Origin of the sequence: uncultured Adlercreutzia sp. (assembly GCA_910585575.1) — a bacterium.
In the GTDB taxonomy this organism is placed as follows: domain Bacteria; phylum Actinomycetota; class Coriobacteriia; order Coriobacteriales; family Eggerthellaceae; genus Adlercreutzia.
The window spans coordinates 1-24,026 of record CAJUFS010000038.1; the positions used below are offsets into that span (position 1 = coordinate 1).

Below are 24,026 nucleotides of genomic sequence, written 5' to 3' on the forward strand. Positions count from 1 at the left end.
GCACAAGGAGCTGGCCAAGCTGCAGACCAACCTCAACGGCATCCGCAACATGAAGCGCGTGCCCGAGGCTGTTTTCGTTATCGACACCAACCGCGAGGGCATCGCCATCCATGAGGCTCACCGCCTGGAGATCCCCGTGGTGGGCACCCTGGACACCAACTGCGATCCCGATGACGTCGATTACGGCATCCCCGCCAACGACGACGCCATCCGCTCGGTGCGTCTGCTGTGCGATTTCATCGCCGACGCCGTCATTGCCGGCACCGGTGCCGACGTGACCGCCGCCGAGATGGCCGGCGAGGCCGCTGAGGCTTCCGCCGAGGCCACCGTGGCCGAGGTTGCCGACGAGGCCGCCGCTGCCGTGGCCGAGGGCGACGCCGCTGTCGTTGTCGAGTAACTCTAGCAAGTTAGACTCTCATTCCCAAAGGAGGAATTCATGGCTGACATCACCGCTTCCATGGTGAAGGAGCTCCGCGAGATGACCGGCGCGGGCATGATGGAGTGCAAGAAGGCCCTGGCCGAGGCCGAGGGCGATATGGAGAAGGCCGTCGACGTGCTGCGCACCCGCGGTCTGGCCGCCGTGGCCAAGAAGGCCGGCCGTGCCACCAACGAGGGCACCGTTATGGCCATCGTCTCCGACGACTGCACCACCGGTGCCGTGGTCGAGCTCAACTGCGAGACCGACTTCGTGGGCATGAACGAGAAGTTCAAGGCCTATGCCGAGAAGATCGCCAAGGCTGCCCTGGCTGCCAAGCCGGCGGACGTGGAGGCCCTCAAGGCCGCCGTCATCGATGGCGAGACCGTCGAGGAAGTTGTTACCGACTGCATCCACGTGATGGGCGAGAACGCTCAGCTGGCCCGCGTTGCCGTGGTGGACGCCCAGGCCGTGTCCGCCTACATCCATGGCGGCGGCAAGATCGGCGTTCTGGTTACCTTCAACGTGGAGGGCATCGACCCCACCGCCGAGGAGTTCCAGAAGTGCGGCCGCGACATCGCCATGCAGGTGGCTGCTCTGAACCCCGTTTCCGCCACCCGCGAGGACGTGCCCGCCGACGTGGCCGCCCACGAGATGGAGATCTACAAGGCTCAGGCCGCCGAGTCCGGCAAGCCCGAGAACATCCAGGAGAAGATGGCCGAGGGCCGCATGGACAAGTTCTACAAGGAGAACTGCCTGGCCGAGCAGGCCTTCGTGAAGAACCCGGATCAGACCGTGGCTCAGTACGCCGACGAGTGCGCCAAGGCTCTGGGTGGCACCATCGCCATCACCGGCTTCGTGCGCTTCGCTCTGGGCGAGTAAACGCGCGATCAAATAACGCATCTTTAAGAAGGGAGGCTCAAGCGAGCCTCCCTTTTGTTTTGCCCTTAAAACACGAAAGTGCCGGACTCTGTGAGATACTCACCGATCGTGCGCTCCGGTGCTCTTGTAATTGCATGTCTATTTGATTTCGATAATTTCACCTACGCAAATAAGGTAGCTAACCGCCTGACAGGTCTCGCTTCTGCGGTATGGGATTCGACACGGAACAGCTTGACAAGTGTTTCCTAAAACAGTAGTGTTTCCTAATCATGAAACACTACTGTTTTAGGAAACACTATGTATAACGAGGAGTCGCTTATACGGGAAAGCGTTGCAGCGGCGCTTCCCCGTGCCGTTCTCGATAATTTTCAGATGCAGGTGCCTTGTGAAGGCGGGGCGTCGTTGCGATCTGATGCCAGCGGCACTTTGGTGCTGGATGACGACCATCGCCTTGAGGCGCTTTTTGAGACAGGTGAGTTTCCGACATTGGCTTCGATTGGACGCAAGGCTGATCGCCTGCTCTCAGAGCTGTCTCACGGCAGCGCGCATCCCGTACTCGTTTCGTCCTACTTCTCGGAGGCCAAGCAGGATTATCTGAGGAGGCTTGGGCTAAGCTTTCTCGATTCCGCTGGAAACGCGTGGTTGTCGGCTCCGGGTATTCTTGTGGATCGTTCTGGCAAAAAGCCGTTGCCGAAGCCCGCTTCCACGTCGCTCGACTTTTTCTCCGATAAGGCGACCTTGGTGCTACGTTTGCTGTTTCCGGGGGAAAGCCTGGGGGTAAGGGAGATGAGCGCCCTACTGGAGAAAAGCGGTTTCTCCCTCAGCCCGGGATATATCTCGAAAACGATAACCGCCCTGGTGGAAGGGGGATATGCGGCAAGAGAGGGAGGAAAGGTTCACCTGGTTTCTCGGCGCTTTCTTTTAGAAGACTGGGCGGAGGCCTATCGGCGCAAAGCGCGTTCGGTCGCAGCTGAAGGGTGGTACTGCCCGGAGGCCGATCCGGAGGTTCTGGCGCGGGGGGTTGGAGGATCCCTTGGAGACTGCGGCGTTCTGACTGATCGCTCTGGCGCATGTTTCGTCGACGCTTATGCCGCATTTGATACCATCGATGTCCTTGTGCGGAATCGCGCCGAGGCTATTGTAGCCCTGAGAGACTTGGGCGCCGAGGCTGTCGAGCGCGGGGCGAACATCTACCTCCGTCAGCCCGTCTACCCGGTTTCATCCTTCTTCGGGCTTCAGCTTGTCGATGATGTGCCCATTGCCTCTGATCTGCAGCTTTACCTCGATTTACGCTGCCAGCCTCAACGAGGTCAAGAGGCGGCCGACCATCTTTTTACGCGACGAATTGAACCTTTGCTGAAGGGATTGTCTCATGGCTAGAACTTCTTTAGAAGAGCTTTTACAAGAGTGCGTGGAGCCCTTGCGCCCCTACTTGGATCAATTGGTTGTGGCGGGCGGTTGGGTTCCCTACTTGTATACGAAGGTTTACGGCGGTGTAGTCGACAACGAGCCCCTTCTGACGGCCGACTTCGATGTCGCCATCGTGCGGAGCGACTTTATCGAGGGTGAGCTTTCCCTGGACTCGTCGATTCTGGATTCTGGCTTTTGCTACGACTTCGCCTCCTTGGACAAGCCTCCGGTGGTGAAGTATGTGAAGGATTTGGAGGGCGGCCAGAGAGCCGAAATCGAGTTCATAACCGAAGCGGCGGGTCGGGGAGCGGTGGAGGTGGTAGGGTCAGTCAACGCCCAGGCGCTTCGACATGTTGGCCTTCTCCTCGATGAGCCGATAACGTGCTCTTTGCAGGCGCTTGGTTTCGCAGAGGATGGCATGTTGCGGCTGCCTCGACCGTCGAGGTTCATAATCCATAAAGTGCTCGTTGCGCCCCGGCGGCGTCATCGCGATAAAACCGCCAAGGACCTCTACTACGCATTCTACGTTCTTGATTCGTTTCCGCATTGGCGCGATGCAGTTTTAGAGGGGCTTGTTGCTTTGGCTGCGGAATCGCCGGGCCCTGTTGAGACGGCGACTTTGTATTTGGAAGAAATGTTTGGGGATGTAGACAGCGATGGTGTAGGGCTTCTTGTATCGCAGAGGCCCCGAACCGCTTATCGGCTCATGAGCGAAGACCAGTTTCGACGTTACGCCCTCAATCGAATGCGTCAGCTGCATAGCGCGCTAATTGCGGGTAGTTGACCGACCTGTTCTGCAAACCTGGTGAAAGGCCGTGCCTGAGCGCGGCCTTTTTTCTATAATGAGGGGACTTATGCAATATGTGATGGACTGTGGGGCGTCTGGGCCCCCTCCCAAAAGGACTTGAAATGAACCAGGAAGTCATCATCGTTCGTGGCAATAATACGTTGGCTGGCGACGTGCAGGTGGCCGGCGCCAAGAATTCGGCGCTCAAGCTGATGGCCGCCGCGCTGCTGGGCCAGGGCCCCTCGCTGCTGCACAACGTACCGCATATTTCCGATATCGATATTATGGCCGAGGTGCTCGAGCGTTTGGGAGCCACGGTCTCCCGCGAGGGTCATACGCTGGCCATCGACACCACGAACGTCGACAGCTGCGAGACGCCCTACGAGCTGGTCTCGAAGATGCGCGCCTCCATCTCGGTGCTGGGGCCGCTCATCGGCCGTTTCGGCGAGGCCCGCGTGGCCATGCCCGGCGGCTGCCAGATTGGCGCCCGCAAGATCGACATGCATCTGGTGGGCCTTGAGGCTTTGGGCGTGCGGTTCGAGGTGGACCACGGCGTGCTGCATGCCACCACGCCGAACGGGCTCAAGGGGGCCCATGTGACCCTGGAATTCCCTTCGGTGGGCGCCACGGAGAACATGCTCATGGCCTCTGTGGTGGCCGAGGGCATCACCGCCATCGAGAACGCGGCCTGCGAGCCGGAAATTGAGGATCTGGCCAACATGCTCAACGCCATGGGGGCTAAGGTGGCCGGTGCCGGCACCTCGCTCATCGAGGTAGAGGGCGTGCCGCTTTCGGCCATGCACCCTTGCGAGCACACCACCGTGGGCGACCGCATCGAGGCGGGCACCTTCCTGGTGGGCGGCGCGCTGACGGGCGGTCCCCTGACGGTGCACGGCGTCGATCCGGCGTTTCTGCCCATGGCCATCATGAAACTGCGGGCCATGGGCTGCGATGTAGAAACCGGCGAGGACTGGGTGCGCGTGAGCCGCACCGAGCCCTTGACGTCCGTCGATATTCAAACCTTGCCCCATCCGGGCTTTCCCACGGATTTGCAGGCGCAGTTCATGCTGCTGGCGGCCTTGGCCGATGACGTGTCGGTCATCACTGAGAACGTCTTCGAGAACCGCTTCATGTTCGCCGCCGAGCTGATGCGCATGGGCGCCGATATCGAGCTCGACGACCATCACGCCCTGGTGCGCGGGGTGGCGCAGCTCGAGGGTGCGCCCGTGTCCTCCACCGACCTGCGTGCCGGCGCCGCTCTGGTGCTGGCGGGCATTGTGGCCGATGGCGAGACCCAGGTGCACCACCTCGAGCACATCGATCGCGGCTACGAGGACTACGCGGGCAAACTGGCCTCGCTGGGTGCCGACATTCGCCGCGTGGCCGTGTCCGCGCTGGGCAACTAGGGGCCGGCATGACCTTGGGCAAGAAGAAGGGGCTCTCCCTTTCCCAGACGCGCCGCACCTCGCGCCGCATGAGCGACAACATGATCGGTACCCATGTGGAGCGTTCCTCCGCCTCGCGGGGGCGCCATGCGGCCGGCAGCAATCCGCGGGGCACCGACCGCGTGGAGTTCTCCAATAGCCGCCGCTCCCAGCGGGCTACGCGCGGCTATGTCGACCGCGTCGATCCCCAGGCGCGCAGCGGCGAGAGCGATGCCGACTACGCGCGTCGTTCGAACCGTCGCGGGTATGTCGAGCAGATTCAGGCCACCCAGCGCAAGCGCAAGCTTATCGTGGGTGCTGTGCTGGCCGTGGCCGTGCTGGCCGTCGCCGTGGTGGCGGGCATATCCGCCTTCTTCGCCGTTTCCGATTCCCAGCTCTCGCTGGGCGACTCCAATGCGAAAGACGCCCTGGCGGCTCCTGTGGAGGGGGAGGCCTCTTACGTGCTGTGCACCGCTCAGCTGGGAACGGCTACGCAGCCACGGGGCGACGACACCGATGCCTATATGCTCGTGCGCATGGACGAGGGCGCTCGCCAACTCACCTTCGTCAGCGTGCCCGCGAACTTGCGGGTGAAGCTTTCCGATGGGGAAACCCATTTTCTCTACGAGGCCCGTTCCGTGGGCGGCGATGCCGAGCTCATCAAAGCCGTGGCCGCGCTGCTTTCGGTCGAGGTGTCCCACTTCGTGAGCACCGATGCGGAAGGCCTGGCCCAGCTGGTCGATCTTGTGGGCGGCGTGCCCGTTGATCTGGCCGTTGAAGTGGACGACCCGACGGCTGGCGTCGCCGTTCTGCGCGCCGGCGAGCAAACTCTGAACGCCACCCAGGCGCTTACGCTGCTGCGGGCAGCCAACTTCAGCGACGACTTGGAAACCCAGGCGCAGAACCGCGCGCTGTTCACGGTGAATTTGGCAGGGAAGGCCACCTCGGGCGAGGGGCTCAGCTTCCCCTCGGTGGTGGCCGATGCTTCTTCGGCCGTCTGCACCGACTGGACCAGCGGCCAAATCATCGCCTTGGGCGACGCGTTCCGTCCCTTAAGCGATGCCACGGTGTACGCCTGCGTGGTTCCCGGGCGTCTCACCGCTGACGACGAGGGACGCACGGTGTACGAAGTGTCCGATGAGGAGCTGGGGTCGCTGATGGATGTGGTGCGCGCGGGCAATGCGCCGGCGACAGCCGAGGGCTCGGTGGCGGCCGTCGATCGCTCGAAGGTGACTGTGGAGGTGCGCAACGGCGCCCAGGTTAACGGCGCTGCCGCCCGTATGGGCGAGATCCTGGAATCCTGCGGCTATAAGGTGGAGTCGGTGGGCAACGTCGACGACGGCACCCTGTATCCCGAGACGCTGGTCATCTACAAGGACGAGGCCAACGAGGCTGCTGCGAAGGCCATTGTGGCCGATGTGGCCGGCGGGCGCGTGGTCAACGGCGGCGACTTCTACACGTTCGACACGGACATTCTGGTGGTTATCGGCCAAGATTGGATTCCCGCCGCATAGTGAACGATTTTGATGGAGCGGGGGGCGGCAGGGGAGCGCTGTGCTATGATTCCTCTGATACCTATCCCTTCTGAAAAGGAGCAAACCATGGTTGAAAAGACCGATGTTGCGGCAGTGCTCGAGCTGATCCGTCCCAGCCTGCAGGCCGACGGTGGCGACGTGCAGCTGGTAGACGTGGCCGAGGACGGCACGGTTACCGTCGAGCTGCAGGGCGCTTGCAAGGGCTGCCCCATGTCCCAGATGACCCTGGCCAACGGCGTCGAGCGCATCCTGAAGGAGCGCGTGCCCGGCGTCACGAAGGTGGTTCCGGCCCAGTAGCGCTGCACCGTGCGTCCTGTCGGCCGCGCGAGTCATTGGATGTGACGGGGCCCTGAGGCGCTCGCCCTTGGTTCCTTCGCCCTTCGGCGCGCTTGCGTCGGGGCAAGGGATCGAGCTGAGGCGCCTCAGGGCCCTTTGCTGCATCTGGTTGAGGAAGAGATCGAAGAGAGTAAGAGGAAACCTATGGAAGGATGCTGGTCGCGACGGGGATGCGACGAGGAGATGATGGGGCGCTGTCCCCATAACGTGCCCGGTGAGCCCTGTCCCGCTGACTGTCATTTCGCCGCTTGCCATCGGCCGACCCATGTGGTGTGCGAAGACTTCGACATTCTGCTGAATCCGCAGCGCGATTACGATGCGGCCGTGAAGCAGGTGTGCCGCTTCTGCGAACACTTCCTGGTGCACGGGCCCGACATTGACCCTGCGGCCCAGGGCGACAAGATGTTCAGCGGACGTAATCGGTTTATCCTGTAAACTAAGGTGGCGCTCTTGGAGCGTCATCAAGCCTCGGCAACGGTGTTGCAACGAGGGTAAGGGGCGTTGGCGGCTGCCAAGGCTCCTTTGTTACAATGGGCGGTAAGAGCGGTTCGTCAGAAGGAGGTGCCCGGTGCGAGAGGCAGTGCGTTGTCCGGCTTGTGGTGCCTCTGATCTGAACGTGTGCGCCTACGACTCCATGATGGTGCTGCGCCCTAACCTGGCGCTGTTCTCACTGACGTGCCCTCATTGCGCGACGCGTCTGTCAGCCTTGATGCCCATTCCTCCCTCATTGCGCGAAGAGGTAACGTTTGCCGCTATAGAGTTGGGCGCCGGCATGGGCGCTCACGAGGGGACCGCATAATGCTCAACGAAATTTATCAAAACCTTGACCCCGTTGCGTTCTCGCTGGGGCCCTTAGTGGTGCGCTGGTACGGTCTAGCCTATGTGCTGGGCTTCGTGGCGGCCGCCTTTATCGTGTACAAGGTGGCGAAGCGCTGGCGCATCGCGCTGGACGACGACGCCCTCATCACCATCATGGTGTGCGCCATCGTGGGCATCGTGCTGGGTGCGCGCCTGGGCTACGTGCTGTTCTACGGTGACGGCTACTACCTGGCCCATCCCTTGGAAATCCTCGCCTTCAACCAGGGCGGCATGAGCTTCCACGGGGGTCTTGTGGGCATCCTCATCGGCGGTGCCGTGGCGGCGAAGCTCACGGGCATCCCGTTCCTCACCTTGGCCGATCTGGGTGCCATCGCTGCTCCCATCGGGCTGTTCTTCGGCCGCTGCGCCAACTTCGTGAACGGCGAGCTGTGGGGCGCGCCCACCGACGCCCCGTGGGGCGTGGTGTTCGGCGGCGCCGCCGGCATGATGCCGCGCCATCCCTCGCAGCTCTACGAGGCGCTCCTCGAGGGTCTTGTCATCTTCATCGTGCTGTACCTGCTTTCGCGCAAGATGCCCCCGCGTCCCCGCGGCACGTTCCTCGGCGCCTTCCTTGTGATGTACGGCATCTTCCGCTTCCTCATCGAGTTCGTCCGCGAGCCCGACGTCCAGCTCGGCTACCTCTGGGGGGGCTGGCTCACCATGGGCCAAGTGCTCTCCATTCCCGTCATCATAGCCGGCATCGTGTTGCTGGTTTACGCCGCGAAGAAGAAGCTGCCCCAGCAGGGCATGAAGCCGCGGGCCGGACAAGAAGAGTCGTAGAGCAGCGAATAGCTCGTTACGCTTTGCACACTGCAAGGTTCCTAAATCGTCCTGTTTGGTCCCCGTTAGAATTTGCGGGATAATTTCTGACCTGGTCTTTTACGACGACAGGGAACCAAACTCTCGCCTTTTGACAAGAGAAAAGGAACCAAACCGGTCGATCCTGGAACCTCGCCTTTGTCGAGGGTGGGCCTTCGTATTTGACGAGAGCGAATCCGCATTCGGAAGGAGACAGCGCGAAGTCTCCGGCGCAGGGCCCCGCCTGCGGGCCGGACAAGAAGAGCCCCCGCCGGGAGGGGGCGGGGGCTCAAGCGGGAAGGGCGATGTCGTCCGGCGCTTACGCGCGTCGTTAGGCGGTAATCACCGGTAGATAGAACACGCGGGGGTTCGTGCCCTCTTCGGGCTTGTACACGTCGCCGCCGCGGGCTTCCGCCATCTTCTTCATTTCGGACAGCTCACCGAAGAAGCGGGCCTCGGCCATGCACACCTTCACGCACACCGGGTCGGGTGTGTCGTTGCCTGAGTGCCCCAGGCAGAAGTCGCACTTGTCCATGGTCATCTTCTTCACGCGGTCCTTGTAGGCCACCTGCTCGTACTCGTTCAGGTCGGCGCCGAAGTAGCCTTCCTCGGTCTCCACCAGGTAGCGCGCGTCGTAGGGGCAGACGGTCTGGCAGCTGCCGCAGCCGATGCACTTCTCCTTGTCGATGGTGACGATGCCGTCCTCGCGCTTCACCGAGGCGCCCGTGGGGCAGATCTCGGCGCAAGGGGCCGTCTCGCACATCATGCACAGCATGGGGCGAATGGTGCGCACGGCGTTGGGATAGGTGCCCTCGGTGCCGCGCACCACGTTCGAGCGCGTTACGCCGGGAGGCGTCCCGTTCGCCGCCTTGCAGGCCACCGAGCAACCGTGGCAGCCCACGCACTTCTCAAGGTCGATAACGAATCCGTACTCCATGTATGGTCACCCCTTCCTTTACGCGATCTTCTCAAGCTTGCAGCGCACGCACTGGTCCACGCCCGAGCACAAGTGGTCCATGCGCTTCGGGTCGCCGGCGGGCACCAGATGGTTCACCGCCGTGCCCTTGGCGTTGCCGATGGGCTGGAAGTCCGACTGGCCGCCCAAATGTCCGCCGACGCTGGCCACGCACTCGGGGTGCACGAACTCGGTAACCACGGCCACGCCCTCCACGGTGTCGCCGTCGCGGTTGGACAGGCGCACCTTGTCGCCCGAGGCAATGCCCTTGGCCGCCGCGGTGCCCGAGTTGATCTCCAGGAAGTAGCAGCTCTCGTCCAGCTCGTTGATCTCGTTGATCCAGGCGTTCTGCACCTGCCAGGTGTCGGTGTTGATGGCGTTGGTCCAGTACACGGGGAACAGGTCAAAGTCCGGGTCCTCGATCTCGTGGTCCACGCAGGGCTTCCATTCCGGCAGCGGCATGTAGTCGTCGGTCTCCCAGGGAATGCCGAGCTTCGCCACTTCGGCCTCCACCTTCTCCTTCGCCTCAAGCATGAAGTCGAAGTACAGGGGGATGCGGCCGGGCTGCCCGGCAGCGAACACGTACACCTCGTCGGCCTTGCGGTCGCGGGTCCACACGCCGTTCTCGCGGAACCACTCCACGCCGCGGTCGCCGCCGGCCAGGGACTTCAGGGCCGCGTCGCACACGCGCTCGGCGGTAATCTGCTCCTGTCCGTCCAGCTTGTAGGCGTCGGCCAGGCGGTAGTAGTCGTTCAAGGCACCGGAGTACTCGGCGGTCTTGCCGGCCTTGGCGGCCAGGGCGCCGAAGGTGTCGAGGGCCGAGGGGCAGTCGTCCTTGGCGGGCACGATGGGCATGCGGCCGGCCACGATGAAGGGCACCTCGGGGCAGCCGGGCACGCGGTGGTTGTTGAAGGACAGCGGCAGCGGGTCGAAGCGCTCAAGGTAGGAGGGCTCGGGGATGATGAGGTCGTAGTAGTACGAGGAATCGTTCAGATAGATGTCCATGCCGAAGATCCAGTCGAAGGATTCCAGCACCTTGGCCTGGTAGTCGTGGTTGCACCAGTTCTTCAGCGGGTTGGAGGCCACGCAGAAGGCCACCTCGGAGGGCTTGGTCTTGTACACGTCCGGTTGCACCTGGGCAATGTAGCCAAAGTGCTGGTCCATGGTCAGGGGCTGCAGCTCCTCCAAGGCCTCGGTGGTGGGGGTGTAGCTCATCTCGCGCACCTTCTGGTAGTGCGACTGGTTGGCCGGATAGCCATGGGCCATGGCCAGATCGTTGATGAGGCCGTCCTCTTCCCAGACGTCGAAGGCCCAGGTGTGGTCGGTGTCGCCCTCGTAGAAGCCGTAGGCGTTCTTGGTGTAGTAGCCCAGGTAGCCGCCGCGGGCGAAGGTGTTGCCCACCAGCGTGTTCAGCTGCAGCAGGGCCCACTGGGACACGAAGCCGTGCTTGTGGCGGGCAATGCCGCTGAAGATGTCGACGGCGGCGGGACGGTAGGGCACCTCAAGGCCGTCCACGTTCACGGTCTGCCCGATGCAGGCCGCCTCGCCGAACTCCTTGGCCAGACGACGGATGGTGTCGGCGGGCACCGTGGAGATCTTCTCGGCGTAGTCGGGGGTGTAGGAGGCCACGTGCTCCTTGAAGATGCTGAAGGCGGTCTTGGCCTTCACGCCGTCCACCTCGAACTCGCCTTCCAGGGCGGGCGTGGTGCACTCGTCGTAGGGCTTCGCCTTGTTATCCGTGGTGTCCCAGTACAGGGCCTTGTTGCCCTTCTTTGCGTCGCGGATGACGCGCTTGGTCTTCGGGTTCACCAGCGACGGGCCGTTGGTGCGGTTGGTCAGGAACTCCTCGTCGTAGAGGCCGTACTCGTTCACCAGCAGGTTGGCCATGGCCAGGGCCACGGCGGCGTCGGTGCCGGGGCGGATGGGCACCCACTCGTCGGCCTTCTCGGCGGCGCCGGACATGTGCGGGTCGAAGTTCACCAGTTTGCAGCCGTTGGCGCGGGCCTCGGCGAAGATCTTGGCCGTGATGCCCATGCCGTGGCGGGTGGCCACGCCGGCCTGGGTGCCGAACTGCATGAGGTACTTGCAGTTGCCGTAGTCGGGGGTGGCGTTGCCTGAGCCGGTCATAAGGCCGGTGATGGTGTGGGTGGGCGCGCCGCAGATGTCGGCCTTGAAGGGCACGGGGATGTTGCCGTTGCTGCCCAGCCAGTTCATGGCGTCGATCCAGGAGATGAGCGAGGTGATGAGGGCGAACACGATGATGGGGTTGCCCTTCTCCTTCTGCTCCTCCAGCTTTTCCAGAATGAGGTCGTAGGCCTCGTCCCAGCTGATCTCCTGCCAGCCGGGGTCGATGCCGACGCCCTTTTCGGGGTTGGTGCGGATGAGCGGCTTGGTGATGCGGTTCTCATCGTAGAGCTGCATGATGCCCGCGGTGCCCTTGCCGCACAGATGCCCCCAGCCGGCGGGGCTGCGGTCGTCGCCCTTGATCTCCACCAGCTTGCCGTCTACTACATGCCCCAAAATGCTGCAGGCGTTGAAGCACATGTTGCACTGCGAGGGCAGCCACTCGCCCTCGTCCTCCCGGGCGATGGGCTGGGCCACGGGGCCGGTCGTGCCGGTTTCGGCCAGGCCGTCCTCTTCCGGCGCAGCGGCCTGGGTGGCGCAGCCGGCCAGCCCGGCTGCGGCGCCAGCGGCCACAGCGGCCGTGCCGCCCTTCACAAAGGTGCGGCGGCTGATGGCGTGAAGCTTCTCTTCGGTCATCTCTCCTCCTCTTGGTTGATTCGAGGCGCTTTGCCCCCGAATTTCCTCCTCCAATACGGTGCGGGACGGCGGTGACGCGAGGGCATCCCCCTTCGCTGCCTGCTCCTTTCACGATGGCGCGTCCCGCATTCAACCTATCAGCGACCGGTGCGAAAAGCAGCCTCCGAAGAGGGGTCATTGTGAAAATACCCCTCTGAGGGGGACAAGAATCGGCCCCTGTTTACGGAGCTGAAATCAGCGGGGCAAGCCAAAACCGATAGAATGAAGGCGGAGGAAAACCATCATGAACAAACTTTCTTTAGAGCGCCTGCGGGGGAGCGTTAAGCAAGCGGTGCTCGGCTTCGATCTGCACCCCGCCATCGTGGCCGGTTTCGCCCTTCACTGGGCGTGGGTGTGGATCACCTTTTGGAGCTCGAAGTTCTACTCCGCCTCGCCGTTGCCGGCGGGCGACCAGATTCTGTCCCTTGAGCCTTTATGGCTGCTTTCGCTTTTAACCAACGTGTTGTGCTATGGGGCGCTCTTCTTTGTCGGCCTGCGCGTGGGAGTGTTCAGCCGCGCCGCGATGCTGCCCTGGGGCGCCGCGGCCCTGACGGTGGTCGGTACGCTGTTCATTGCCACGCCGGCTCCGGCGTCTGTGGGGCAGTTGGGCGCCTTCGGCTACGTGTTCGGCGCCTTGCTCACGGGCGTGGGAAGCGCCTTGGAGGTGATGCTCTGGGCCGAGCTTCTGGCCAACCGCGGGGCGCGCCAAGTGGTGGTGTACAGCGTGATGGCCACGGTGGCGGGCAGCTTGGTGTTCTGCCTGCTCATGCTTTTGCCGGGGCTTGTGGCCCGCTGTGTGACGGCGGCGTTGCCGGCGGTGGAGATGTGGCTGTTCTGCCGCTGCCGGCGTTTGGTGACCGAGGCGCGCAGTGTCGACAGCGAGCCCGAAGGAGCGGCCTCCCCGGCGCTGCGACGCTCCCTGGTGGAAATTGGCCTGGTGGCGCTGTTCTTCGGGTTCTCCTACGGCATGATGAAGGGCTTTTTCGTCATCAGCTCCGATGAGCTTATCGCCGTTCGCGACGGGCTCAACATTGTGGCGCTCATCCTGGGAGCCGTGGCAGTGCTGCTTACCACGAGCGTGTTCCGCATGGACTTCCGTCATATGACCTACCAGGTGGCGCTGCCGCTCATGGCGGCCGGATTCGTGTTCTTCTCGCTGGGCTATCCGCTCGATTTGGTGGGGTTCGCGGCCCATCAGATGGGCTACCAGTACTTCTATATCATCATCTGGGCGCTGTGGGCCGTGCTTTCTTTAGGGCAGCGACGCCCCGTGGCGCCCTTTGCCGCGGTATCGATGGCGGCCATTATGGGCGGCCAGCTGGTGGGCTCGGTGGTGGGCGCCCAGTTGGTGACGGCGGCCACGAGCCCCTACCACATCGCGGTGGTGGCGGCCTGCTCGGTGTTCGTTATTCTGCTGGTGGCGTTGTTTGCCTTTGAGAGCCCGTTTCCCGGCTCCGACCGCACGGTGTTTCAGGTGCCCGCCGACGAAGAGGGCGAGAGCGAGGGCGGCTCGCTGGCGTCGCTGGCCCGCAGCCGCGGGCTGTCCCCGCGCGAGGTAGAGGTGTTCGAGTACCTGGCCCGCGGGCGCAACTGCAGCTTCATCAGCACCCAACTCGTCATTTCCGAGGAAACGGCGAAGACGCACATCAAGCGCATCTATCGGAAGTTCGGCGTCCATTCCCAGCAGGCCCTCCTCGATCTCGTCGAACTCGACGGCATTCCCCGAAGCGAGGGGTAGGGAAGTCGGCTGATTCCGGGGGCGAAGTGTGGTAACGGTGCGTTGTCGGTTCGTCAAAGGGTGGCGCGCCTCCAGAGGCTTCTTCTACAATGGACAAAGCCCCCTTTCGGGCGCCTAGGCGCCTCAAGGGCGTTACGAGGAAAAACGAGAAACGAGGTTTGGAATGGACGTCAAGTTCTACAAGTGCATGCATTGCGGCAACATTGCCGTGAAGGTTTACGACGCCGGTGTGCCGCTGTTCTGCTGCGGCGAGAAGATGGTCGAGTTGGTGGCCGACTCCCAGGACGCCGCCCTGGAGAAGCACGTGCCCGCCGTTGAGGTGCAGGGCGATCGCGTTATCGTGAACATCGGCTCGGTGGACCATCCTATGCTCGAGGAGCACTGGATCCAGTTCATCTGCCTTGTCACCGACAGGGGCTACCAGATTCACCCGCTCAACCCCGGTGATGCTCCCCATGCCGAGTTCATCGTGCCCGAGGGCGAGAAGCCGCTGCGCGTGTACGAGCACTGCAACATCCACGGCCTGTGGGTGACCGAAATCTAAAGGGCTCGCATCGGGCATCGGGGCACCTGGCGCGCTGCGGTGGTCGGTGTCGCGATGCCTCGATGCTCCAGCGCCCAGTGTTGACATTCGGCGCCGCTAACCGCGTGATTCTTGAAAGACCCGTGAACAACGGGTCTTTTTTCTTGCGTTTTGCACGGGTGGTGCTACTATAAACAAGCTTGTCTTGGCTTGGTCGGAAACCAAGCCCGATTCGGTTCCTTGGTCGGAAACCAAGGAAAGTTAGGAGAACCCATGAAGCAAGATATCCATCCGGAGTACATGGAGTGCGTCGTGAAGTGCAGCTGCGGCAACACCTTCACCACCCGTTCCACGAAGCCCGAGCTGAAGATTGACATCTGCAACGCGTGCCATCCCTTCTACACCGGCACCCAGAAGCTCATCGACACCGGTGGACGCGTGCAGCGCTTCGCCGACCGTTTCGGTTCCGCCAAGGACGTCGTCGCCGAGCGCGAGGCTGCCAAGAAGGCCGAGCGCGCCGCTAAGATCGCCGAGCAGGAGGCCGCCAAGAAGGCCGAGCGCGAGGCCAAGGCCGCTGCTAAGGCCGAGCGTGCCGCCGCCTACGCTGCCAAGGCTGCCGAGGAGGCCGCCCGTGCCGAGGCCGAGGCCGAGGTCCAGAATATGGAGGATGCTGCTGCCGAGGGCACCGCTGAAGAGGCCGGTGGCGTGGAGCTCACCGACGCCGAGGTGGCTGAGGCCGTCGAGGCTACCGAAGAGGCCGCCGAGTAAGCGCCCTTTGCCGTTACCTATGAAAGACCCGCTGATTTCAGCGGGTCTTTTTCGTTTAAGAGAGCGCTCTGGCGTACAATAGCGCCAAGCATCATCCTGGGGAAAGGGAGAGAAGAGTGGTAACGAACCCCGAGCAAGATTTCGTTCTGAAAACCATCGAGAGTCGCGACGTCCATTTCGTGCGCTTCTGGTTCACCGACGTGCTGGGCAACATGAAGTCCTTCGCCGTGGTGCCCGGCGAGCTGGAAGCGGCCTTCGAGGACGGTATGGGCTTCGACGCCAGTTGCATCGAGGGCTTCTCCCAGGCTCAGGAGTCCGACATGCTGGCCTATCCCGACCCGTCTACCTTCCAGGTGCTGCCCTGGCGCCCTCAGTCCAATGCCGTGGCGCGCATGATCTGCGATATTCGCACGCCCGAGGGGGCGCCCTATGCGGGCGATCCTCGCCATGTGCTTGAGCAGGTGGTGGAGAAAGCCTCCGAGATGGGCTACGAGTTCATCGTCGGGCCCGAGCTTGAGTACTTCTACTTTAAGGACTCCGAAGGCACCGAGGTGCTTGATCGAGGCAGCTACTTCGATCTCACCTCGCTGGATTCCGCCTCCGATCTGCGTCGCGACACGGTGCTCACCTTGGAGAAGATGGGTATTCCCGTGGAATACTCCCATCATGAGAAGGGTCCTTCCCAGCATGAGATCGATCTGCGCTATGCCGATGCGCTCTCTATGGCCGATGCCGTTATGACCTACAAGATGGTGGTCAAGGAAATTGCCATGAAGCACGGCGTTTACGCTTCGTTCATGCCGAAGCCCCTGGCCGGCGAGCCGGGCAGCGGCATGCACGTGCATCAAAGCCTGATGGACATGGACGGCAACAACGCCTTCTACGACCCCGACGATCCCTCTGGGTACAACTTGTCGGCGACGGCGAAAAGCTATATCGCCGGACTGCTCAAGTACGCGCCGGAGTACACGCTGATCACCAACCAGTACGTGAACTCCTACAAGCGCCTGCGTCCGGGGGGAGAGGCGCCCACGTGCATCAGCTGGGGCGCGCGCAACCGTTCGACGCTCGTGCGCATTCCGGGGTATCGCCCTCATAGCGAGTCGGCCTGTCGGGTGGAGCTGCGCAGCCCCGATCCGGCGGCCAACCCCTATCTGGCCTTTGCGGTTATGCTGGCAGCGGGCCTGGCCGGCATCGAGGAGGGGCTCGAGCTGATGCCCCCGGCCGACGAGGCGGCGCCGTTGGGTTGCAGCCGTCACGAGCATCGCGCCCGCGGCGTGCAGACGTTGCCGGAAACCTTGGGCGAGGCCGTCGAGCTGTTCGCCGCCAGCGAGCTTATGCGCGAAACCCTGGGCGAGCACATCCACGACTACCTGGTGCGCACAAAGCGCGCCGAGTGGGACGCCTACCAGGGCATTGTGACGCCGTGGGAGCTCGAGCGCGACTTGGCGGTGTTGTAGCATGCAGCGCAAGACCGTTATCTTCATTGCCGACAGCCTCGACAATGCCCATAAGTTCCAGCAGGTGCTCTCCAAGCTCGACGTGGACGTGGCGGCGGGCTCCTCGGTGCAGTTCAAGAAGCTGCTTGCCTCACACCCCACCCACGATCTGGTCATTTACGAGGCTCGGGCCGACGGCCTGGCCTCGGTGGCCCAGGTGGAATCGACGCTTGCCGAGGACGGTGCCAGCGCCATGCTCGTCATTGTGAACGAGGAGCAGCTGGCCGAGTTCCGTCTGCCGGTGTCCTGCAAAGCCGATTTCGTGGTGCACGGAGCCAGCGCGGCCGAGTGCGCCACCCGTATTCGCCAACTGCTGTGGCCGGGCAACGAAAGCTCGACCAGTGATTTCATCGCCATCGATACCATGACCATCAACCTGGCCACCTACCAGGTGAAGGTGGCGGGAGAGCCCGTGGACCTTACCTACTTGGAGTACGCGCTGCTGGCCTTCCTCGTTACCCATCCGGGACGCACTTACTCTCGCGACGCCCTGCTGCGGCGGGTGTGGGGCTTCGATTACTACGGCGGCAGCCGCACCGTGGACGTGCATGTGCGCCGAATCCGCGCGAAGCTCGGCCCTGAGTTGGCGCAGCGCCTCGAGACGGTGCGCGGCGTGGGATATTTGTGGACAGCGTAGAAGAGGGCTCAGCGTTTCCGCAGGTCATTCTTCGTCTATACCCAAACTAAACTCTAGTAAATTACTAGATATTAACGGCGAAGTTACGAAGGTAACAGAGGCGTGGAAAAATAACGAAGAGAAAACCGTCATTGGTCGTGGCGGTTTCCGATTATCGTTGAGGGGATCCCTCATCGTTCACTTGATTATGCTGGGAACCAGATTCCTGAAGCGCGACGGTCTTTGGAGGGAGCGCCGGCATCGGGGAACCCGCAATCCAAGGCCCAAGGAGGGTGAGAACGATGAAGGCAACCAGCCACATTACCAACGATTGTTCCGAACCGCTGAATCAAGGCTTCGCCGCCGTAACGCGTCGTGGTTTCTGCAAGGAAGCCGCCGCTCTGGGTGTCGTGGCTCTGGCCGGCGCCGGACTTTCCGGCTGCGCCCCGAAGGATGCCGATGAGGCTGCTTTTGCCGCCGGTACCTATACGGCGAACGTCTCGGGCCACAACGCCCCCTTCACAGTGAACGTGGCCTTCACGCCCGATGCCATCGAGCAAATCGACGTGTCCGACAACCAGGAGTCCCTGGGCGTCGGCGCTCGCGCCCTCGACGACTTGTCCGAGGAAATCCTGCAGTACCAGACCGTGAACGTCGACGGCGTCACCGGTGCAACCTTGTCCAGCGCGGCCCTTATCCAGGGCGTGACCGAGTGCGCCGAGCAGGCCGAGGCCTATCGCCTTATGGCCGCTGACGCGGTGCCTGCGGCCGACGTGGAAGATACCTACAAGACCGACGTGTGCGTCGTGGGCGGCGGCGGTGCCGGTTTGGCCAGCGCCATCGCGGCCGTGCAAGCTGGCGCCAACGTCGTTGTGCTGGAGAAGTGCGGCATTACCGGCGGCTCCACCAACGTGTCGGAGGGCGCGCTGAACGCCGTCGACCCCGAGCGTCAGGAGAAGCAGGGCATCGAGGACTCCATCGAGACTTTCTACACCACCACTATGGAGGGCGGCCACCAGAAGGGCACGCCGGAGTTGGTGCACTATCTGACCGACAACGCCCTGGACGCCGTGCACTGGCTGGAGTCGCTGGGCGTTGAGTTCCAGGACGAGTGCGGTTCGGCCACCGGATCGCTCGGCGAGCGCAGCCACTATACCGTCACGCCGTCGGGCAACTCTTACATCCGCGTGTTCGAGCAGTTCATCAAAGACAACGCCGACAAGATCGTCATTTTGAACGACATGCAGGCCAAGGAGCTCATCACCAAGGACGGTAAGGTGACAGGTGTCAAGGCTCTGTACAACGGCGAGAAGGACGTCACCGTGGATGCCAAGGCCGTCATTATCGCCACGGGCGGCTTCGGCGGCAATGTGGAGTACCGCCAGAAGGTGAACACCGGCGTGTGGAAGGAAGTCACTCTTGACGACTCCATCGGCTGCACGAACATCCTGCCCTGCGCTCAGGGCGAGGGCCTGGCCCTAGCCGAAGGCGCCGGCGCCGAGCTCATCGGCCTGTCCGACATCCAGCTGCATCCCTGCGGCACCCCGGGCACGGGCCTTATGGAAGACATCCGTACCTCTGGCCGTAACCGCATTTTCGTCAACACCGATGGCAGGCGTTTCGTGAACGAGGGCGCCGAGCGTGACGTGCTGTGCAAGAACATCTTCCAGCAGCCCGATGGCACCTATTGGGTAGTGGTGAACAAGCTGCGCTACCCCGACCCGGACGAGCCCGATGCCAACGGTGCAACGATCAACAACATGCTGGCCTTGGGCCACATCGTAGCCGCTGACAACGTGGAGGAGCTGGCGAAGCAGATGGGCGTAGACGCCAAGAACCTGCAGGCATCCATCGATGCTTACAACGAGGTGGTGGGCGGCAAGGAGGACGAGTTCGGCTTCGTTGCCGACAACACTGCCGACGCGGCCATGACCGAGGGCCCCTGGTACGCCTGCCGCAAGGTGCCCACCGTGCACCACACCATGGGCGGCATCCGCGTGAACGTGGAGTCTGAGGCCTGTGACGCCGACGGCAATCCCATTCCCGGCCTCTACGCTGCGGGCGAGGTAACGGGCGGCATCCACGGCAGCAACCGTCTGGGCGGCAATGCTATCGCCGACTGCATGACCTTCGGCCGCAACGCCGGCACCAACGCGGCGAAGTACGCGGAAGGAAAGTAAGCGAGTCTTTTAGAGCAAGATGCAAGGGGCCGGTCGAAAGATCGGCCCCTTGTTGTGTCGAGGGGAGGGGAGAGAGGCCTTAGGTGGTCTCCTGTGGGGTGTTTTGCTGGGGCGCGGGCCCGGGGGGGCGCCCGGGGTAGGGAGCTGCAGGACGTCCTGTAGGTTCCCAGGGGCATCCTGTAGAAGCTCCCGTGGGGATATGTCGCATAAGCGGCAAGAGGGTATTGCGCTGGTGTAGAATTCACTGTCGGTTATCGAAATCTGCTCCCACGAAAGGGATTCTCCATGTCGAAGAAGATCGCTGTCATCGATGGCAATTCACTGATGCATCGCGCCTACCATGCGGTGCAGACCCCTATGACCGCCAAGGACGGCACGCCCACCAACGCCGTGTTCGGGTTTTTGTCCATGCTGTGCAAGTTCATCGAAATGGCCGCGCCCGACGCGGTGGTGTGCGCGTTCGACGCCGGCAAGCCGGTGCACCGCATTGAGGCCATGGAGCAGTACAAGGCCCAGCGTCCGCCCATGGACGAGGAGCTGCACGTGCAGTTTCCCGTGATGGAGGAATTGCTGGAGGCCATGGCTATTCCCGTGGTGAAGATTCCCGGCTGGGAAGGCGACGACATTCTGGGCACCGTGGCCGCCCGCGATGAGCAGCTGGGCTACGAGACGCTGCTGGTAACGGGCGACAAGGACGCCTATCAGCTGGCGAGCGATCTGACGCGCATCGTCACTACGAAGAAGGGTATCTCCGACGTCACCATCAACGGGCCCGAGGAGGTGCTCGAGCGCTACGGCATCACGCCGGCCCAGTTCACCGATTACCTGGGGCTTATGGGCGACAGCGCCGACAACATCCCCGGCGTGCCGGGCATCGGGCCCAAAACGGCCACGAAGCTGTTGCAACAGTTCGGCTCCATCGAGGGCATTTACGAGCACATCGGCGAGTTGAAGGGCAAGCAGAAGGAGAACCTCGAGAACAATCGCGACATGGCCTTCCTGTCGCGCGATATCGCCACCATCGTGTGCGACCTCGATTTCTCCCTTGACCTGGAGAGCGTGCAGTTCCCCTCCTTCGATGCGGCCGACGTGGAAGAAGCCTTCGGCAAGTATCAGCTTATGAGCCCCTTGGCCCGCGTGCTGCGCATGATCGACGCCAAGCCCACGGCCCGTGAGGTGGCGTTCAAGCTTGAGCCGGTGCTCACGGGGGAAGAGGGAGCCGCCGAGCTGGACCGTGCCTGCAAGGCGGGCGAGCTGGTGGGCGTCTCCTTTGTCGACCCGGAGCAGGTGTCGCTTTTTGACGAGGGCGCCCAGGCTGCCTTCGCCACGGAGGAGGCCCTGGTAACCGCCGAGGGCGACGAGGCGCTCGCGCTGTTCGCGCGCATCGTGCGCGAAGGCGTGTTCTGCGCTTTGGATGTGAAGCACGAGGTGCACCGCGTCTATCCGGCCGACACGGCTCAGCCGGCGCTCGTCAGCGACGACGAGGTGCTGGCCATGAGCGGCCTTGACCTGGGCGTGGCGGGCTACGGGCTCAACTCCTCGACCAGCGCCTACACCTTCGATTCGCTGCTGGAAACCTACCGCGGCGCTACGCTGCCCGAGACGAAGACCGACAGCGAACGCGCCTTGGTGCAAGCCGCTGCGGCCCGCATGCTCAAGCCGCTGCTGGAAGAAGCCCTGGAGAAGGACGGCACCTTGGCGTCCTACCGTGATATCGATTTGCCCCTAGTCGGCGTGTTGACGGTGATGGAACGCACGGGGGCGGCCCTCGACGTGGAGCGCCTCGAGGCCCTTGGCCGTACGGCCCAGGCCGAGCTCGACGAGCTGACGGCGCAAATTTACGAGCTGGCCGGCGAGCCCTTCAACTTGGGGTCGCCCAAGCAGCTGGCCCACATCTTATTCGAGGTGCTGGAGCTGCCGCCGGTGAAGAAGAACCAGCGCGGCTACTCCACGGATGCAAAGGTGCTCAGCGAGCTGTCCTCGCTCCATCCGCTGCCCGACCTCATCCTGCGCTATCGTGAGTTCGCCAAGATCAAGGCCACCTATATCGACCAGCTGCCCGGTATGCGGGCCCAGGACGGCCGAGTGCATACCCAGTTCAACGAGACAGTCACTACCACGGGGCGCCTGTCCTCGTCCGATCCGAATTTGCAGAACATCCCCGTGCGCACCGATTTCGGCCGCAAGATCCGCCAGTGCTTCATCGGCCTGAACGAGGGCGATTTGTTCCTGTCGGCCGACTATTCGCAGATCGAGCTGCGCCTGCTCGCGCACCTTTCCGGCGACGAGCATCTGGTGGCGGCGTTCAACTCGGGCGCCGACCTGCATTCCTCTACGGCCGCCCGCGTATTCGGCGTAGAGCCCGACGCGGTGACGACGGAGATGCGCAGCCGCGCCAAGGCTGTGAACTTCGGCATCGTCTACGGCCAGCAGGCCTACGGCTTGTCCCAGTCGCTGGAAATTCCCCTGGCCGAAGCGCGCGATATGATCGACCGCTACTTCGAGGTGTATCCGGGCGTGCGCGCCTATCTCGACCAGACCGTAGCCGACGCGAAAGAAGCAGGCTACGCGCTGACGATGTTCGGCCGCAAGCGTCACATCCCCGAGCTGAAGAGTTCGAACGGCCAGCAGCGCGCCTTCGGTGAGCGCACGGCCATGAACCATCCCATGCAGGGGAGTGCCGCCGACATCATCAAGATGGCCATGAACGAGGTGCAGCGGCGCCTGAAGCAAGAGGGCTTCGCGGCGCAGCTGATGATTCAGGTGCACGACGAACTGGACTTCTCGGTGCCTCCGGCTGAAGCGGAGGCGCTCGCGGCCATGGTGAAGGACATCATGGAGAACGTCGTTGAGCTGAAGGTGCCGCTAACCGTCGACGTAAACTGGGCCAAAACCTGGGCCGAAGCCCATTAACAGCGTTGTAGCCCATGCGGCCCCGCCCGGGGCCGGGCGGGGCAGGAGTGATGTTACACAGTCTTCCAGAAATCCTGAATGAGTTCTTGGCGATTGGCGTGACCGGTCTTCTGCAGGATGTTGTGCACGTGCACCTTTACTGTAGAGGGAGCCAGGGACATGGACGAGGCGATGTTCTGGTTGTCCAGGTCGCGCAGAATGTAGTCGAGCACTTCTTGCTCTCGGGCGGTGAGCTGGTGGCGCTTGGCGTACACCAGCAGGTCCTCGGCGGTTTGCCGATAGCGCTGGGTGTCGTCGACGACGGGAGACTTGCTTGAGTGAATGTCCAGCTGCTTCCAGGCGAAATGACCCACCATGAGGGCGCAGCACACCATCAGCAGGTTCTCGAAATAGTTGCGCTCGGCCGACAGGGTGAAAGGCCCTACCTGCAGAATGTCGGTCGATAGTATAAGGAAGAACAGCACATCTTCCGACACCATGAGCAGCCCCAAAAGCCCCAGCACCACGCATTGCATGCGGTAGCGTCCCAGGCGTTGGCGCTCGACGGCGTCATGGGTTTTCAGGTAGTGCAGGCCGCCGAACATAAGAATCCAGAACATGAAGGCGGCGCGGCAGCTGTAGTAGCAGAAGCGCAGAATTTTGCTCTCTCCGGAAATGAGCAGAAGAAAGAACGATGCGACGACAAAGATGATAATGGGGGCGTAGCGCATCGACTTGCGGTTTTCTCCCACGTAGGAGCACACCATGAGCCAGAAGGCGCCGAGAAAGCCCGCGCCGGTGATGAGAGTATAGATAGACCGAATGAAGAAGTACTCCGGGGAGAGGTCGGAGCCCAGGGTTCGGGTGGCGTAGTCGTCCTGGAGAATGGAAACGACGTCGAGGAAGTAGAAGAGAAAGGCAATGCAAGCGTAGAGCATGGTCTTTCGTCGGGTAACAAGATAGGACGACAGGCACACGGCCGCCGTCAGCACCGATACCAGAATGACGAAAAGCGTTTCGTAGAAAATCGCCAACCCCATAGATCCCTCTTTTCAGCCAGCCACAGCCATCTATGCGAAGTGACTTCATTATAGTCCTCGGTCATCGCTCAAGTGTCCGCGACAGCGGGAAGACCTGAATTCAGTCAGAAACAATGAGTTCGTCTTCTCCTGTTGTGGCTCCAGCGCCGTCTTTTCTATTGCTGTTATCGATGCAGCAACGAAAAAATCGATCAAGAACTATTACGGGAAGGTAACAGTGAACAATGAGGTGACATTTTGTCAATTGCGGATTCATGAAAAACATAGGTTTGACCTGCGGTTTACGGTGGGTGTAGGGAGTAAATCAATGAGATTTTGCTACCTAAAAACCTCCTAAACCTTGTTTAGACCTTTCGCCGATTTCATATTTCCTGCACATTGAATTCATCAAGCCATCGCCTTTGGGCGGTGGGTCGCGGATGGAAGCCGCGACAGCCGGCAACGAGAGGCGCCCCAAGCGCCAGATCGGAGAGTCAGATGCAAGGTGTAAACGTCAAGAGCGAGATCGGCAATCTCAAGAAGGTCATCCTTCACCGCCCCGGCGACGAGCTGCTGAACCTCACCCCGAACA

The 24,026-nt window shown here is 62.4% G+C and carries 20 protein-coding genes; 17 read left to right on the forward strand and 3 right to left on the reverse strand.

Annotated features, from left to right (window positions below):
• The 10 genes from rpsB to lgt all read left to right on the forward strand — a co-directional run.
• Window positions 1-397 (forward strand): 30S ribosomal protein S2 (gene rpsB, locus QZ307_RS06540; RefSeq protein ID WP_295997516.1); only part of this gene is annotated, 397 nt, incomplete at its 5' end.
• A gap of 39 nt (window positions 398-436) precedes the next feature.
• Window positions 437-1,297, forward strand: a complete 861-nt coding sequence (gene tsf / locus QZ307_RS06545; RefSeq protein ID WP_295997519.1) for a translation elongation factor Ts — start codon at window positions 437-439, stop codon at window positions 1,295-1,297.
• Window positions 1,298-1,594: 297 nt separating this feature from the next.
• Window positions 1,595-2,677 carry a hypothetical protein gene (locus QZ307_RS06550; protein ID WP_295997522.1) on the forward strand — a complete coding sequence of 361 codons (1,083 nt, stop codon included), beginning with the start codon at window positions 1,595-1,597 and terminating at the stop codon, window positions 2,675-2,677.
• Entirely contained in the window at window positions 2,670-3,491 is an 822-nt protein-coding gene (locus tag QZ307_RS06555; protein WP_295997525.1) for a GSU2403 family nucleotidyltransferase fold protein, read from the forward strand. Before QZ307_RS06550 ends, QZ307_RS06555 begins: the two co-directional genes overlap by 8 nt.
• A 125-nt stretch (window positions 3,492-3,616) precedes the next feature.
• Window positions 3,617-4,900, forward strand: coding sequence for a UDP-N-acetylglucosamine 1-carboxyvinyltransferase (murA, locus tag QZ307_RS06560; protein WP_295997528.1), 1,284 nt, complete (start codon window positions 3,617-3,619; stop codon window positions 4,898-4,900).
• A gap of 8 nt (window positions 4,901-4,908) precedes the next feature.
• The gene (locus QZ307_RS06565) at window positions 4,909-6,432 is read left to right on the forward strand and encodes an LCP family protein (RefSeq protein ID WP_295997532.1); all 1,524 of its coding nucleotides are present in this window, start codon (window positions 4,909-4,911) and stop codon (window positions 6,430-6,432) included.
• Window positions 6,433-6,519: 87 nt separating this feature from the next.
• The gene (locus QZ307_RS06570; RefSeq protein ID WP_275208101.1) at window positions 6,520-6,750 is read left to right on the forward strand and encodes a NifU family protein; all 231 of its coding nucleotides are present in this window, start codon (window positions 6,520-6,522) and stop codon (window positions 6,748-6,750) included.
• 183 nt (window positions 6,751-6,933) lie between these two features.
• Window positions 6,934-7,224, forward strand: a complete 291-nt coding sequence (locus tag QZ307_RS06575) for a hypothetical protein (protein WP_295997537.1) — start codon at window positions 6,934-6,936, stop codon at window positions 7,222-7,224.
• Window positions 7,225-7,357: 133 nt separating this feature from the next.
• Window positions 7,358-7,588 (forward strand): UDP-N-acetylmuramoylalanyl-D-glutamate--2,6-diaminopimelate ligase, encoded by a 231-nt coding sequence (locus QZ307_RS06580; RefSeq protein ID WP_295997539.1) that lies wholly within the window; start codon window positions 7,358-7,360, stop codon window positions 7,586-7,588.
• The gene (gene lgt, locus QZ307_RS06585; protein WP_295997542.1) at window positions 7,588-8,427 is read left to right on the forward strand and encodes a prolipoprotein diacylglyceryl transferase; all 840 of its coding nucleotides are present in this window, start codon (window positions 7,588-7,590) and stop codon (window positions 8,425-8,427) included. The genes QZ307_RS06580 and lgt overlap by 1 nt, the downstream gene beginning before the upstream one ends.
• Before the next feature lie 349 nt (window positions 8,428-8,776).
• Here lgt and QZ307_RS06590 read toward each other — a convergent pair whose 3' ends face one another.
• Both QZ307_RS06590 and QZ307_RS06595 read right to left on the reverse strand, forming a co-directional pair.
• On the reverse strand, window positions 8,777-9,382 hold the full coding sequence (locus QZ307_RS06590; protein ID WP_295997546.1) for a 4Fe-4S dicluster domain-containing protein: 606 nt from the start codon (window positions 9,380-9,382) through the stop codon (window positions 8,777-8,779).
• Between the two features lie 18 nt (window positions 9,383-9,400).
• Window positions 9,401-12,160: a molybdopterin-dependent oxidoreductase gene (locus tag QZ307_RS06595; protein ID WP_295997549.1), complete on the reverse strand. Its 2,760-nt coding sequence runs from the start codon at window positions 12,158-12,160 to the stop codon at window positions 9,401-9,403.
• Window positions 12,161-12,443: 283 nt separating this feature from the next.
• On the opposite strand from QZ307_RS06595, the gene QZ307_RS06600 reads away from it, so the two are divergent.
• The 7 genes from QZ307_RS06600 (at window position 12,444) to polA (ending at window position 22,436) form a co-directional block, all read left to right on the forward strand.
• A complete protein-coding gene (locus tag QZ307_RS06600; protein ID WP_295997552.1) occupies window positions 12,444-13,937 on the forward strand; it encodes a helix-turn-helix transcriptional regulator in 1,494 nt (497 codons plus the stop codon).
• Between the two features lie 163 nt (window positions 13,938-14,100).
• Window positions 14,101-14,481, forward strand: a complete 381-nt coding sequence (locus QZ307_RS06605; protein ID WP_295997555.1) for a desulfoferrodoxin family protein — start codon at window positions 14,101-14,103, stop codon at window positions 14,479-14,481.
• 252 nt (window positions 14,482-14,733) lie between these two features.
• The gene (rpmE, locus tag QZ307_RS06610; RefSeq protein ID WP_275208095.1) at window positions 14,734-15,228 is read left to right on the forward strand and encodes a 50S ribosomal protein L31; all 495 of its coding nucleotides are present in this window, start codon (window positions 14,734-14,736) and stop codon (window positions 15,226-15,228) included.
• A 116-nt stretch (window positions 15,229-15,344) separates the two neighbouring features.
• The gene (locus QZ307_RS06615; RefSeq protein WP_295997560.1) at window positions 15,345-16,688 is read left to right on the forward strand and encodes a glutamine synthetase family protein; all 1,344 of its coding nucleotides are present in this window, start codon (window positions 15,345-15,347) and stop codon (window positions 16,686-16,688) included.
• A 1-nt stretch (window position 16,689) separates the two neighbouring features.
• Complete coding sequence (locus QZ307_RS06620) at window positions 16,690-17,364, forward strand: winged helix family transcriptional regulator (protein ID WP_295997563.1); 675 nt, start codon at window positions 16,690-16,692, stop codon at window positions 17,362-17,364.
• 281 nt (window positions 17,365-17,645) lie between these two features.
• Window positions 17,646-19,523, forward strand: coding sequence for a flavocytochrome c (locus QZ307_RS06625; RefSeq protein WP_295997566.1), 1,878 nt, complete (start codon window positions 17,646-17,648; stop codon window positions 19,521-19,523).
• A 285-nt stretch (window positions 19,524-19,808) separates the two neighbouring features.
• Window positions 19,809-22,436 carry a DNA polymerase I gene (gene polA / locus QZ307_RS06630; RefSeq protein WP_295997569.1) on the forward strand — a complete coding sequence of 876 codons (2,628 nt, stop codon included), beginning with the start codon at window positions 19,809-19,811 and terminating at the stop codon, window positions 22,434-22,436.
• Window positions 22,437-22,489: 53 nt separating this feature from the next.
• On the opposite strand, the gene QZ307_RS06635 is transcribed toward polA, so the two are convergent.
• Window positions 22,490-23,455, reverse strand: coding sequence for a helix-turn-helix transcriptional regulator (locus tag QZ307_RS06635; RefSeq protein WP_295997572.1), 966 nt, complete (start codon window positions 23,453-23,455; stop codon window positions 22,490-22,492).
• Window positions 23,456-24,026 lie beyond the last annotated feature (571 nt).

Bases quoted from the DNA above. Each gene is read 5' to 3' on its own strand.
- QZ307_RS06635 (WP_295997572.1), bottom strand. From the start codon at position 23,455: ATGGGGTTGGCGATTTTCTACGAAACGCTTTTCGTCATTCTGGTATCG.
- lgt (WP_295997542.1), top strand. From the start codon at position 7,588: ATGCTCAACGAAATTTATCAAAACCTTGACCCCGTTGCGTTCTCGCTG.
- QZ307_RS06605 (WP_295997555.1), top strand. From the start codon at position 14,101: ATGGACGTCAAGTTCTACAAGTGCATGCATTGCGGCAACATTGCCGTG.
- polA (WP_295997569.1), top strand. From the start codon at position 19,809: ATGTCGAAGAAGATCGCTGTCATCGATGGCAATTCACTGATGCATCGC.
- QZ307_RS06550 (WP_295997522.1), top strand. From the start codon at position 1,595: ATGTATAACGAGGAGTCGCTTATACGGGAAAGCGTTGCAGCGGCGCTT.
- QZ307_RS06620 (WP_295997563.1), top strand. From the start codon at position 16,690: ATGCAGCGCAAGACCGTTATCTTCATTGCCGACAGCCTCGACAATGCC.
- QZ307_RS06595 (WP_295997549.1), bottom strand. From the start codon at position 12,160: ATGACCGAAGAGAAGCTTCACGCCATCAGCCGCCGCACCTTTGTGAAG.
- rpmE (WP_275208095.1), top strand. From the start codon at position 14,734: ATGAAGCAAGATATCCATCCGGAGTACATGGAGTGCGTCGTGAAGTGC.
- QZ307_RS06625 (WP_295997566.1), top strand. From the start codon at position 17,646: ATGAAGGCAACCAGCCACATTACCAACGATTGTTCCGAACCGCTGAAT.
- QZ307_RS06590 (WP_295997546.1), bottom strand. From the start codon at position 9,382: ATGGAGTACGGATTCGTTATCGACCTTGAGAAGTGCGTGGGCTGCCAC.
- tsf (WP_295997519.1), top strand. From the start codon at position 437: ATGGCTGACATCACCGCTTCCATGGTGAAGGAGCTCCGCGAGATGACC.
- QZ307_RS06600 (WP_295997552.1), top strand. From the start codon at position 12,444: ATGAACAAACTTTCTTTAGAGCGCCTGCGGGGGAGCGTTAAGCAAGCG.
- QZ307_RS06570 (WP_275208101.1), top strand. From the start codon at position 6,520: ATGGTTGAAAAGACCGATGTTGCGGCAGTGCTCGAGCTGATCCGTCCC.
- murA (WP_295997528.1), top strand. From the start codon at position 3,617: ATGAACCAGGAAGTCATCATCGTTCGTGGCAATAATACGTTGGCTGGC.
- QZ307_RS06565 (WP_295997532.1), top strand. From the start codon at position 4,909: ATGACCTTGGGCAAGAAGAAGGGGCTCTCCCTTTCCCAGACGCGCCGC.
- QZ307_RS06555 (WP_295997525.1), top strand. From the start codon at position 2,670: ATGGCTAGAACTTCTTTAGAAGAGCTTTTACAAGAGTGCGTGGAGCCC.
- QZ307_RS06575 (WP_295997537.1), top strand. From the start codon at position 6,934: ATGGAAGGATGCTGGTCGCGACGGGGATGCGACGAGGAGATGATGGGG.